Source organism: Embleya sp. NPDC050154 (assembly GCF_044460165.1).
Classification (GTDB): Bacteria; Actinomycetota; Actinomycetes; order Streptomycetales; family Streptomycetaceae; genus Embleya.
Window position 1 is genome coordinate 35666 of record NZ_JBITJP010000016.1, and the last position, 12771, is coordinate 48436.

Annotated in this window: 10 protein-coding genes and 1 pseudogene; 3 read left to right on the top strand and 8 right to left on the bottom strand. The window is 69.5% G+C overall.

What is annotated here, in order from left to right; all coding sequences use genetic code 11:
• Nucleotides 1-49: 49 nt before the first annotated feature.
• From ACIBSV_RS30115 to ACIBSV_RS30125, 3 genes and pseudogenes are all read right to left on the bottom strand, one after another.
• A pseudogene (locus ACIBSV_RS30115) lies at nt 50-160 on the bottom strand (transposase); the annotation flags it as partial.
• 78 nt (nt 161-238) lie between these two features.
• Nucleotides 239-619: a hypothetical protein gene (locus ACIBSV_RS30120; protein WP_395868884.1), complete on the bottom strand. Its 381-nt coding sequence runs from the start codon at nt 617-619 to the stop codon at nt 239-241.
• Between the two features lie 117 nt (nt 620-736).
• Entirely contained in the window at nt 737-2038 is a 1302-nt protein-coding gene (locus ACIBSV_RS30125) for a phosphatase PAP2 family protein (RefSeq protein ID WP_395868518.1), read from the bottom strand.
• Here ACIBSV_RS30125 and ACIBSV_RS30130 point away from each other — a divergent pair.
• On the top strand, nt 2037-2546 hold the full coding sequence (locus tag ACIBSV_RS30130; protein ID WP_395868520.1) for a hypothetical protein: 510 nt from the start codon (nt 2037-2039) through the stop codon (nt 2544-2546). The genes ACIBSV_RS30125 and ACIBSV_RS30130 overlap by 2 nt on opposite strands.
• Nucleotides 2547-3409: 863 nt before the next feature.
• Nucleotides 3410-3772 carry a CAP domain-containing protein gene (locus ACIBSV_RS30135; RefSeq protein WP_395868522.1) on the top strand — a complete coding sequence of 121 codons (363 nt, stop codon included), beginning with the start codon at nt 3410-3412 and terminating at the stop codon, nt 3770-3772.
• Nucleotides 3773-3953: 181 nt separating this feature from the next.
• Here ACIBSV_RS30135 and ACIBSV_RS30140 read toward each other — a convergent pair whose 3' ends face one another.
• Entirely contained in the window at nt 3954-4712 is a 759-nt protein-coding gene (locus ACIBSV_RS30140; protein WP_395868524.1) for an LPXTG cell wall anchor domain-containing protein, read from the bottom strand.
• A 607-nt stretch (nt 4713-5319) separates the two neighbouring features.
• Between ACIBSV_RS30140 and ACIBSV_RS30145 the strand changes: the two genes are divergently transcribed.
• Nucleotides 5320-6153, top strand: coding sequence for an arylamine N-acetyltransferase (locus tag ACIBSV_RS30145; RefSeq protein WP_395868526.1), 834 nt, complete (start codon nt 5320-5322; stop codon nt 6151-6153).
• A 481-nt stretch (nt 6154-6634) separates the two neighbouring features.
• Here ACIBSV_RS30145 and ACIBSV_RS30150 read toward each other — a convergent pair whose 3' ends face one another.
• The 4 genes from ACIBSV_RS30150 to ACIBSV_RS30165 form a co-directional block, all read right to left on the bottom strand.
• Entirely contained in the window at nt 6635-7969 is a 1335-nt protein-coding gene (locus ACIBSV_RS30150; RefSeq protein WP_395868528.1) for an alpha/beta hydrolase, read from the bottom strand.
• Between the two features lie 393 nt (nt 7970-8362).
• The gene (locus ACIBSV_RS30155) at nt 8363-9511 is read right to left on the bottom strand and encodes a PQQ-binding-like beta-propeller repeat protein (RefSeq protein ID WP_395868530.1); all 1149 of its coding nucleotides are present in this window, start codon (nt 9509-9511) and stop codon (nt 8363-8365) included.
• 505 nt (nt 9512-10016) lie between these two features.
• Entirely contained in the window at nt 10017-10988 is a 972-nt protein-coding gene (locus ACIBSV_RS30160; protein ID WP_395868532.1) for a helix-turn-helix domain-containing protein, read from the bottom strand.
• 1159 nt (nt 10989-12147) lie between these two features.
• Nucleotides 12148-12363, bottom strand: coding sequence for a hypothetical protein (locus tag ACIBSV_RS30165; RefSeq protein ID WP_395868534.1), 216 nt, complete (start codon nt 12361-12363; stop codon nt 12148-12150).
• Nucleotides 12364-12771: the final 408 nt, after the last annotated feature.

Here is a 12771-nt window from a genome sequence, read left to right on the forward strand (position 1 = left end):
GGGCTGTTGTCGGGAAAGGGGGGGATGATCGCTCCCCAAGGGCGGGGCATCCCAATGCTCGGTCCGAGTCCCGCGGCACCGGCGCGAGCCCCGCGTGGGCAGCGAGGTGCCCGGCGTCTCGGCCCGCCGACGTATCGCCGACCACGGCAAGGAACTCGGCAGCCGCGGCCATCCTCGTCGGTCCCCGCCGCACGACGGATCCGACGCAGACTGGCAATGCCGTCGGTGACCTCGCAGATCAGGGTCCGGCTGCGCACCAGGCGCAGCGACACGGGCCCCTTGGACAGTCCCCGCCGACTTCCGTTCCTTCGGTCGCGGGCAGGTAGCGGGCCGCCGCGGTGAGGGCCGGCGTCGGGGGAAGGGCACGAAGCAGCGGCCCCTGCTGCAACTGACGGGCCCGGTCGTGCTCCGCGTCGTAGAGCCGGGCCCGCGCGAGGGCTTGGGCAACCAGCAGCGGGGCGGGTGGGAGTTTCGCGTCGCCGAGCCTCGGGGCGATGCCGATCCCTGGTCGCACCGGCAGCAGTTCCGGCGGAGCCTTCGACCGATCGTCGATCCGCACCCGCACCCGCACCCGCGCGTAGAGTGCGGCAACGAGGGTGTCCAGTCTCCGTGTTCGCACACCGAGCCTGGACACCCTCACCTCGTGTCCGCGGGGACCCCTTGCATCAGTCGTCCAGGGGCCGTGAAACCACCGCTGAGCACACGGTCGGTGGTGACGTGACCGGGTGCACAGCGATCACGCCGGTTGGAGTTGCGGTTCCACCTGCTCCGCCGGCGCGGCCTTCGGGTCCCACACATTGGTGGTCCGCGCATAGGCGTAGATGACCGAGGTCATCGCCAGAATGAGCAGTGGTCCAAACACCCACGGATATCTGGCCATCTCCATCGGCAGATAGCGGTACGACACCAGGAGCACAGCGAAAACCGTCGCGCCGTAGATGACCAGACAGATTCCTTGCCAGTCCCAGCCCCGGTCGAGCGAGCGCATTGCAGTCTCGATCGTGAGCGCAAAAACCACACCGGCCACGAGGTCCACGCCGTAGTGGTAGCCGAATCCCAGCGTGGCCGCGAGCGTGGCAATCAGCCAGAACGTTCCTGCGAATCGGATAAACCGCGAGCCCTTGCGAGAGTGAACGAAAATTATGGTAGCCCACGCCGTGTGCAGGCTGGGCATGCAGTTGCGAGGGGTGATCTCGTCGAACTGCATCGAGAGTGGGGTACTGATCGGCGGCGGCGTGTTCGGCCACAGGTCGGCCATTGCCCAGGGCCCGCCGTCGGGGCCGTAGGCGAAGACCGGTCCGACCACCGGGAAGATCATGTAGATGCTCGGCCCGAGCAGGCCGATGGCCAGGAAGGTGCGCACCAGGTGATGGCCCGGGAAGCGGCGCTCGACCACTACGTTTCGCAGTTGGTACAGCGCAACGATGGCCGCTGCCAGCGGAAGCTGACCATAGACGGTGCCGAGCACATCGGAGCTGATCGGGTCGGTGGCCGCGACCATCCGGCCGGCCAGCCACGACGGGTCACCCAGCGCGTGATCGGCAGTCGCCACGTACTGGTCGAGCACAGCCGGGCGGGTTTCCGACGTGATGAGCAGCCAGGTAGCGCCGGTCTTGTGGCCTGCCACCAGTAGCAGTCCCAGTCCCGCGCCCTTCAGCATCAGGACGCGTTCCCGGCCGGTGCGGCGCGTGAGAGCAAAGACCGCGCAGCCAAAAATCACCCACAACGCGCCGTTACCGTAGTTCATCCTGGCGTCGACCACCCACCGCACCAGCCAGAAGACGATGTCGATGCCGATTGCCGCACTCACCGCAATAAAACGTTGCCGCCAGGTGAGCACCACCATCGTCAACGTCAACCCGGCATACAGCAGCTGCCCCGAACGGGGAGCGAATATCACCTCGCGCGCCTGGCTGGTGATCGGCCCCGGTAGGCCGTAGCGACGGGCGAACATCTCCATGGTGATGAGAAATCCGAGGACCGCCACACCCACTGCGACCCACGAAATCGCCTGCGGCCGGCGCTGCACGGCGACCATGGTTTTGCGACGTATTCGCGAAAATATTCGCGGTATTATGAATGTCAATTACTCGGCCAATTTGTTAGATTCCAGTAACAGATCAAAGTCCACCGGCGCACTGAAGCCGGGCTCCAGTATCGCGGCCACGGCCTGCTCCGGGTTCTCGGGGGTTCGCCACACATCGACCGGGCGGGTCCGGTCGATCGCGCAGGGTGAATCCCGGTCTCAGGACAGGTTCGCTTCGGGGGCGAAGGCGGGCAGCTTCTCGAGACTGCTGCGCACGGCCTCGGCGCCGTACTCGAACATCCGCCGCTCGTACTCGCTGGTCCGGCAACGGCGCCGGCACCAGGACCAGGAATGGGTACTCAGCCGCGAGGAGTTGTTTGACCGCTTCACCGCACTGCCTGCCGAGAAGTTCCCGCAGACTCGACGCCATGCCGCCGAGTTGATCTCCGGCACCGGACACGAGCGCTTCGAGTTCGCCCTCGGCCTGCTCATGAACAACCTGCGGCCCGCATCCGGTTGACCGGCGGAGCGCGGTGGCCACATGGACGCTTGGCGGCTTGGCCGTCGTGCTCACCGACTACGTCGGCAGCGACGTCATCCGTCATAGCGAGTTCTCCGGGTCACACCACGACGCGCGACCCACCCAGCCGTCAACACTGCCGGCGACGTCGACGTCGACCTCGTCGGGACCCTCGCAAAGCCGGGGCACTACTCCGAACGCGGTGTCGCGCGCGAACACAAGTCGTCGACGGCCGACCGCGCCGCTTCCACCGAACCGGCGGGGCCGAGGCGGATTCGGAAATCGGCTCGGCTTTTTCGTTATGCCTCTCCGGCCACCCGGTCTCCTATGTGTCGGCCGCTCCGGGCCGGCTCACAGCAAAGGGGCGCAGGTACGTGAACAACGACTCCCGCACCGCATCAAGGCGGCGCCGTTCGGGCCGGCGGCGCGCGGCCGGGTCCGGACACCGCCGGCGCGGGCACAACACCGCCCGCGCGGTGGCGATCACGGTGGCCGTGGCGGCCGTCGCGACAGCGGCCGCAACAGTGGGCGGCAGTGGTGGTGACCGCACGGCGGCCGACCGCAACTCGCAGAGCGCCGCGCTAGCGTCGGGCGACTCGCCCGCCCACGCTGTCGCCGCGACCAGTCCCGCAGCGGTGTCGACGGCGGGCACACCCAGCCCGATACGCACCGATCCCCCATCGGCCGCCTCATCGCCGTCCGGTTCCGGCGGCAGCACCCCGGCGGGGGCCACCACCGCTCCCGGCACCCAGCGTCCACCGGGCGAAACCGGCCCGGACTCCCGGAACACGTCGCGAACGGCGAAACCGTCGCACCCGGCCACCACCGCGGCCGGTTCTGCGACGCCGTTCGCCCGGCAGGTCGTGGAGTTGACCAATGCCGAACGCGCCAAGCACGGCTGCGGGCCGCTCACCGACAACGCCAAGCTCCAGGCCGCGGCGCAGGGGCACAGCCACGACATGGCCAAACGCGGCTACTTCGACCACATCAATCCGGACGGCGCCGATTCGAGCAGACGTATCAGCGCGGCCGGCTACCGATGGAGCGCATCGGGCGAGAACATCGCCGCCGGGCAGGCGTCCCCTGCGGCGGTGATGAACGCCTGGATGGCCAGCCCGGGCCACCGGGCCAACATCCTCAACTGCTCGTTCAAGGACATCGGCGTGGGAGTCGACTTCGCCCCCGGCGGCCCCCGCTGGACCCAGAACTTCGGAGCCCCCCAGTGACGTGACCTGCCCGCACGGGGGCGAAGCGCGGGGCGTCGGTGAAGGATCCGGCGCGGCAGGCACGGTAGTTCGGGCGAATCCTCGTGATCGGTGTTCGTCGTCCCGTCCCGCCGATTATCAGCTCGGCGGGACGGGACGATCGACGGGGTCCGTCGTACACGGTCGAGCCCGATTCGAACCGTCAGGCAGCGTGGTTGCCCCGGCGCCTGCGCAACAGGATGCCGCCGCCGACCAGGATCGCGGCGGTGGCTAGGAGTCCGCCCACCGCGACCGTGCCGGTCTGCGCGAGCGACTTGCCGCCGCCTCCGGTCGTCGCGGGCTTCGAGGTCGTCGGGGCCACCGAGTCCGAGGCGGTCGGCGACGCGGACGACGAAGGACTACCGGTACCGGCCGACGAGGTGACGGGCGCGGGGGTCTTCGTGCCGTCGACCGGCGGCTTGCTGGTCGAGGGAACCGTAGTGGTCGGCGGCGCGGTGGTCGGCGGGTTGGTCGTCGGGGGCTTGGTGGTCGGCGGCGTTGTCGGCGGCTTGGCCGGGCAGGCATGCGAGAGGTTGAACCACTTCACCTCGCCACCCTTGACCTGGGCGACCGCGGAGGTCAGCGTGGCCCCGGCCGGCGACGCCACGTACGCGTGCTTGTCGCTGGGAGGACCGAAGGTGGTTATCACCTGCTGACCGCCCGGCTGGAAGGTCACGGTCAGCTTGACGAAGTCCGTCCCGTTCGTGGGAAGCACGAAGTGCCACCCGTCCTTGTCGGCCGGGATCGTGTTCGGGCACTCACCCCGCTCCACCCCATCGCTGGTGGCGGTCAGTGGGAGCTTCTGGTGCAGGTTTACGGTGTACGTGTCGCCGGTGGCGAAGGCCGGTGCCGTGCCGGCGGCCAGGACGAGCGGCACGGCGAGTGCGGTGGCCCAACGCGTTGCCTTGGAAGGCGAAGACATGGTGATACCTCTTGGGCAGAAGTAAGTTGCGGCCCAGGGAATCCGTCGTGCCGCCCGGCACGAGAGCCGCAGCCGAGACCTCTCGACACGCTCGCCCGGAAGACCGTTTCGTCCGCCCGGAACCGAAAAGACCCTCGATGAGGGGAGCCGAGATTCCCATCACGGAGAGTTCCGCGTCAAGATAGAATTGTCCGAGTAGCAGTAGATATCCGCTTTATCCACCTTGCTCGGGTATAACGATTTCCTACAACACGGTATTTTTTGGCCGTCGTAGCACACCCGGACGCGTTGACCGGACCCGATTTCACGCCAATATGCTCCATTTCAGCACATCGCGAAGCCCTGCGATGCCGAACGAACCATGTGGGCCAAGCATTTCCGGCCACTGAACGCGCGCCGCACCCTCGACACCTCCTCGATCCACGCACCTCGAGGCGGCCGAACGGCGACAATCCGGCGCTGCGGCGAAGTCGACGCGGCGAGCACGTTCGCCTCTCGCGAGGTCGACGGTGTCGTCCGGGCCGACTACTTCGGCGGTGACATCCGCGCGGTCTCCTCGTCGACACCCTCCAGACAGGCCGGACCCGGGCACTGGTTGACTGGCTGCGTGAGTACCGATCTTTGGCAGGTTGGCGGGCTCGATCTCGACGGCTACCTCGCGCGGCTCGGCCTCCCGGCGCGGACGCCGGGGCGGGAGGCGCTGGACGAGTTGCACGAGGCGCACGTACGGACGTTCACGTTCGACAACATCGACGTGTTCCTCGGGCGGCCCGGCGGCATGGACCTGGCGGCCGTACAGGACAAGTTCGTGGGCCGAGGCCGAGGCGGCTACTGCTTCGAGCACTCGACGCTCTTCGCGGCCGTACTGGAGCGGCTGGGCTATGACGTACGCCGCCGTCTCGGGCGTGTCGGCGACCCGGCGGACGGCAGCCTGCAGGGCCGTACCCACATGGTCGTCGAAGTGGCGCTGGACGGGCAACGGCTGCTGTGCGACCCGGGATTCGGGATGAGCGTGCTGCGCCCGATCCCGCTGGCGGACGGCGCGCAGGACGACCACCTCGGCTGGCGCTACCGGGTCGACCACTCCGACGGCGTGTGGGAGATGCGCCGCCGGCGCGACAACAGCTGGCTGATGATGCACTCCACCGACGAACTGGCAGTACTGCCCGTCGACGTCGAGATCGGTCACTACTACACGAGCACCCATCCGAAGTCGCACTTCAAGCGCACGCTGATGGTCACCCGCCACCTGCCCGACCGGCATGTCACCGTCACCCACGCCACGCTCACAGTGCGCCGGGCCGATGCGCCCACCGAGCACCGCCCGCTCCGCGACGGCGAACTCGCCGACTGGCTGCGTGTTCTGGAGGTCCCGCTCACGACGGACGAGGAAAAGCGCCTTCTCGAGCGGGCCGCGGAGGCGGTTGCGGCAAACACGTGATCACACGCCTGCCTCGCTGCCCGGCTCCGCTGACGGTTCAACGAGTCCGGGGCGTGACCACCGGCTTTTCCGCAGGTCGGGAGCCTCTTCACGCTGTGATGTGTCGATCGGTGCCGTGGGATAGCCAGGCAGGCAACGACCGGAGAAGCACGTGATCGATCGACGTCGACGTCTTGCCGGGGCCGGACGGTCGGCAAGAGCGAACACCACGCAATCGCGCCGACACCCCGGCTGGGTCGGCGGGCTGACGATCCATGTTCGACCTCGCCGTACGCCGCTCACGCAGGACCTCGCCGTGGTCGGCGACAAACCACGCGACCCGGCCGCGCTATGGGGGCCGACGGTGGTCGATCGTCCACTGCCGACCCGCACCTGATGTTGCGTCAGGGCCGGGCCCTGGGCGCCGGGCGCAGCGCGAGCGGTTGGTTTCACGGACCCGGACCCGGCGGGCCGCTCCCGGTCGGCCCGCCGGTCCGTGTGCTCAGCCGGCCGGGCCGGGCCGGCTCACCTGGGCATCGACCACGTCGGCCGGCACCCCCGGCGGGCGCCGCGTACCGTCCAGGATCGGGTCGAACGTGGTCTCACCGTGGAGGTAGCGACGGAAGAACGCCGAGGCGTACGCGGACGTGAGAGTGCGTTGAGCGGGCTCGGTCAGCTGGATCTGGTCGAGGTTGCGGTCGTCCTGGGAAAGGCAGGTACCGGGCTTGCTGCCCGGTACCGCGTCGTCTTCCGCGCTGACCTGGCCGCTGCTCGGCGACCACTGGGTGTTGAAGAAGGCGTGATTGGCCCCGCGTACGGTGAATTTGTGAATCGGGACGGTGTTCCGCCCGGCGTTCCACTCGAAGTAGTTGCCGCCGCGCACCGCGTCGCACGTGCCCCACATCACCGCGAACGGGATGTGGGTGACCGGCTCGTTGTCCCAATTGCTGGTCGGCGCCAGACCGAACACACCCTTCACCGTCACACCCGCCGGCCAATTGCCCCGGCGGAGGTCGGCGGCCTGCTGCATGACCCCGCCGCCGCCCATCGAATGGCCCATCGTGCCGACGTTCGCCATGTCCAACCGTCCGCGGAAGTCGATCCGACGGGGCCTACCGTCGCGCGGATCGGTGAAGCGGTGCGCGAGTTCGCCGCCACCGGTCGCGGACAACTGTTGCCACATGGCCAGATGCCGATTGAGCAGGGCGGCCCGGGCGTGGTACACCGTGGGCGCCTGTCCGAACGACGTCGCGTTGATGCCATTGGTACCGATCGACACCACCACGAAACCCTGCGCGGCCAAGTCCCGGGCGAGGTAGTCGTATCCGCTCTTGCTGGAGATTTGCCGTACCCCGGGCGCACACGGCCAACCGCGCAGCCTGTCGCCCGCGACGTCGGCCAACTTCTGCTGCCGCTCGGCCTCGACGGTGTCGCCGGCGGCAATGGCCGCGTCCCTGGCCTTGAGCGCCGCCGCGAGGTCGACGGAGGCCGGGCGGTCGGCGCAGGTGTCCCACAGGCCATGCTGGATCACCACCAGCGGGAAGCGCCCGCGCGCCAGGTCGGTCGGGTAATGCACCACCCCGGCAAGCTCGTTCGCCCCCAGGTACTGGCCCGCCTCGACCGGCGGCGGCACGAATGCCCGATCGCCGAGGTTGTACTGCACCGACGCGACCCGGTGCGAGCCGGCTTGCACCGCGCCCGCTGCCTCCGCCGCCTCCGCCGCCTCGGCCGGCGCCGGCGTCGGCACCACGAGCAGCGCCGCAACGCCCGCTGCGGCCAGGCACGTTCTGACCCAACCACTACCGATCGTTGCTCGCCGCAAGTCGCGAAACCTCATGCATGCCTCCATGTCTCCGCGCACCGGCCATCTCGACGACTTCCGGTGATCTCATAGGCATACGTGAGTGGGACGCCGAAGGGTTGCACCGGACGTCGAGCCACCTGTCTGCGCTTCGTGCGCGGGACGCCGAGCCCGCCCGCATCGAGTCGCGTCCCATCGCGTCGCGTCCCGTCCCATCGCGTCGCGTCGCGTCGCGTCGAATCCGCAACGCGGCCACCGCGAGCCGGCAGTCGTCATCGGTACCGTGACCGGTAACTACCCGGCCAACGAGCACATCGCCTGCGGTCACCGACCCCGAGGCCCGCGACATGTCCGGTTCCGTCGTAGGCGGGTGGGTCGGCTTGCTGCCGGAGACGGGTCTCGCCCATGTGACCGGCCGCCGAGTGGTGCTCAGCCCGGCCGAATGAGGAAGACGTAGGCGGTGCCGGTATAGACGACGGCGTGGTCGGCGCCCACCGGCCGGGGCACGTCCGAGACGGTGCGTTGGAGAACCGCTTTCGTGCGCAGGTCGACTGCCGTCGAGGGATGCTCGCGGGAGTACAGGACCGGGCCGACGACGGCGACCGGTTCCAGGCGGATCTCGTCCTCGGCCTGCTGCCACAACAGCCTGCCCGTGTCGGTCCGCCAGGCGGCGACGGTCTTCGTCGTCGTGACCACGACGACGGTTCCGTCGGCGTTGGAGAGCCCGGACTTGGGCGTGCCCGGCAGTGTCGGGCCGGTCGCCAGCAACCTGCCGGTGGCAGGGTCGTTGACGCCGTAGGTGACGGTGGCGGGTGACGTGCCGAAGTCGTACCAGCCGACGATCAGTCTGTCGCCGTCCTGCTTGACGAGGTCGGGTTGCGCGGTGGCGGCTGCACCGGCCGGCCGGGTGAGGTTCTGCGGCGCCCACAGGACGGCTCCGGTGGCGGCGTCGAATCCGGTCAGAGCCTTCATCGTGTGAAGGTTGGATCCCGCGGTGTCGCGGCGGTGGACGACCACCCCGGAGGCGACGGTGGCGTCCTCGTCGATGCAGGACCACTCCCGACAGGGGATCCGCCAGCCGGGAGCGTCGCTGCCGGCGTCGCTGATCACCAGGGCACCGGGGCCGCCTCCCTTGCCGTGCTCGGTGACGATGCGCCGGCCGTCCACGATGAACGGCTTGTCCCGGCCCGGGTGTTGCCCGTGGGCAATGCGCTGCCCCTTCTCGTCGAGGACGTCGACCTCCCAGGCCACCTTCTCCGGCGAGATGCCGTCGGATGGTGTCCTTCTCACCGTCTCGGTCACCAACGCGGGGCGACCGTGCCAGGTGGTCGGGGCCGGCTTGCCGGGCACTTCGACGGTCGCGTGCCTCGCGCCGGTCGCCGCGTCGCGGAATTCCACGGTCATGGCGTCCCCGTCACCCGCCCGGGGCGTGATCAACGCGACGCTCGCGCCGACGGGTTCGGCGTGCGCGCCCTGGCCGATCAGTTGCGCCGACCACAGCGCCGGGCCGCGTACGCCCGCCGGTGGCTCACCGGGAAACGCGACTGCCGCGGACGGCCGCCCAGCGCCGCCCGACACGGCTCCCGCTTCGGCGGAACTACTCGCCCGAGGGCCCTTGGGACCCTCGCCACCGGAACCGGAGCATCCCGCGACCGCCAGACTCGACACCACGCCGACCGCGAGTAACCCCACACGCCTTACGAAGCACACCCTCACCCCGGCTCGCCACCTACCTCGTCCCTGTTCGAGCACCGGCACCCCGGCCGACAGCGCAGGCACCGCCGGGCCCCCTCCGGTGAACTCGGAAATCACGTTGTGCCGTCTCACGTGTTGCTTCCCCGCTTTTCGAGCGTGCCTTTCGAACTCCGTCGCCGCTTTCACCGCCGGCCGATCGATACCGACGAATCGGTTCTCGCCTCGTCGGCCCGCGTCCGGGACGGGGCGTCCGGACGGCCCGGCGGGCCGGCCACCGGAGGTGGTGGTCGTACGCTGCACGGATCCATCCGTCGCTCCGTGGCCGACGACCCCATTCGATCGGAGTCTCGAACGCGGCGCCTTGGCGTGACGTGCCAGGAAGTTGGCACTACGCGCCGGCTACCGTGCTGTGACGCAGAGCCTGATCCCGGTAGTCGCTGGGGGTTGTGCCGTAGTAGGCGCGAAAGGCGCGGGTGAAGTCGGCGGGACGAGGAAAGCCCCAACGCGCCGCGACGGCATGGATGGGCAGGTGCCGCTTGGCGGGGTCCGCCAGATCGTGTCCACAACCCTCCAGACGCCGCGTACGGATCCACGTGCGCACACTCGTTCCATGCTGTTGAAACAGTCGGTGCAACGTGCGGATCGACATGTGGTGAGCCACCGCCACATCGTCGGCGGTGAGCCCCGGGTCGCCCAAGTGCTCTCCGATGAACGCGGTGACACGTAGAAACATGGAACGATGCCGTGTTTCCGCCGAGACATCCGTTTCCCGGTCGAGATGGTGGGCCAGGAAGGCCGTGGCTAGGTCGAGGGCGACCGTGCCCAGTCGCGCCGTGTCCTGCGGCGTGTAGTGGATGTCGCCGTCCGCCAGGTGCAGCAGGAAGTGTGCGAGCAGCCCTCCGATGCCGTCGCCGGCCGGGAACGTCCGAGCGATCGCCCGGTCGAGGTGCCGGGCTCGTACGGGAAGCAGCGTGCGGGGAAACTGAAGGAGAAGCGACTCGCCGTCGGCATAGGCGTCGAACGGATGCGAACTGTCGAACAGCAACAGCTCTCCCGGCCGCGCCGAGGCGGTCTGCCCGTTCTGTTCGATCACGTGTGGGCCCGATCCAACCAGCGCGATCTGGAGGCATTCGGGATCCGAGGCGCGAATCAACGCCGGCGATCGCACGGTCCGAAACGAGGAGTACGACATGCCCGAGAGTTGCGTCGCTCCCAGTTGCATGGTTGTGAACCAACCGCTGAATACCTCGATGTCGACCAGCCGGAAAGCCGTCGGCATCACGGCACTTCGGGTGAAATCCGCCCACGCGTCGAGGGCGTGTCCCGCCGCGAAGTCGGCGCTGTCGAAGACCTTCTCCACGATCTCGCCTCCACAGGGCAGGGTACCCGTGCGTCGCCCCGGACAGGCACGCACGTGCGCGGTCGTGGACCCGGTCGTCATGACGTTGATCCGCACAGCCGGCTCGGACTATGGACAGCAAACCGCCCGCCGGCCGCAGAGGCGAACACTTCAGGGCCCGCTTCCGGAGCCCGAGCCGGCCTCGTCTTGTCAACAGGGCTTTCAAGCCCGGGCGTACTCAAAGGCTCGGCTCGCGCCCCTTGAACGTCAGCCACCCGACGTTCGCTTCCCATGGGGCCTACTCGTCCCGCGGCAACTGCGCCCATCTGCGGAAACGCCACATCGCGGTGCAGGGTGACGGAGCCGTCATCGGCGCGGACAAGGGGTCGCGGTCGGCCCGGGGCGTCTCGGAGCCCGGCGGTCGTGTTCCGGTGCGGCGGGAGCGCGCCGAACCCGCGACGCGCAACGCTCGGTGGACCGCCCGTGAGCGGCCTCCACGCACGACCCGGCGTCGCGTCCACCGGAAGATGGTGGAGACCCGGGACCGCCGGGCCACACCTGCGTACGTCACCTGCATACGTCCATACGTCACGAAGGTGCCAGGACCGATCGGACGGACGTCCCGCCCCGGTACATCGCCACCGGCGTCGCGCCGGCGACCTCCGGGTGCCGGCGACGACCGGCCCGCAACCGGCCGCCCCGAAGCCAAGTCGTCGAGGTCGGCATGGTGTCCGGGCTCCTGGTGGCTCGTTTCCGGAGTCACGGCCGAGGACCGATCACAGATCGGCGGCGTCGATCCAGCAGATCGTCGCCACCAAGTCCCGAGCTGTGCCGCTGGCTTCGGCCGCGAGCAGAGCCCACTCCCGGTCGTGGGGGCGTCGAGACCTCGGCCACGAGTACGTCCCAGCACGCCTGCGAGGACGGAGAGCCGATCAGGGGGTCGGTATCGACGTGCGCGACCGTCGTGCGCGAGGACGCGCGGGCGGTGGCCGGCGCGGCGCGGAACTCGGCGAGCCCACTCACCCGGAGCACATCCGCGCCCAGGCTCGCCGCGTTCGCGGCCAGGTCGACCGGCAGGATCTCACCGAAAGCCGCCGCCCCCGCCGCCCGATCCCAGTGCCATGCGCCGTCCTCTCCCCACGCCGACCCTGTCCGCCTTCGGCCTCCTCGTCCGGTCCGGCTATCGACTCGTGGCCGGCGGGTCCAAACTGGCCAGGACCGTTCCGTCGGCCGCGTAGGCGACCGCCGTCAGTCCTCCACCGCCGACGGGCAGACTCGACCCGTTGCGCGGCACGACGGGGCCGTCGAGGTAGTACACACCCCAACCGGGCGAGCCCCCGAGCGTGAGCACGTGCGCGTCGAGGGTCCGGCCGGCGACATTCACCGTGACCCGCACCGGCGGGCTCGTGCCGTAATAGCGAAAGGAGCCGGTGTACAGCGCTCCGTCGGGCCGGCCGAACCTGCGAACGTTGATCGCGCCGAACCCTGGGCGGGACCTTTCTCACCCGGTGCCAACGGCGTCGTAACCACGTGTCGACCGTCGGCTGTCAGCCAGATGGTGTTGCCGAGCCCGTCGGCGATGCGCTGTCCGGGCGCAACCACCCGAGGCGGGGCCGAGGCGGGCGCGGGGGCATCGGCGGACACGGGCACGGCCGCCCGCGACATCGCGGGAGTTCCCCGCTCCGGCCTTGGCCGCGTTGCCCGAGCCCGCATTCCCGGAGGCGAAGGCCACCCCGCCGACGGCAACCACCGCCGCCGCACCGACGACGGCCGCTATCGTCCGCCTGCTCAGGCGAGGCCTGCG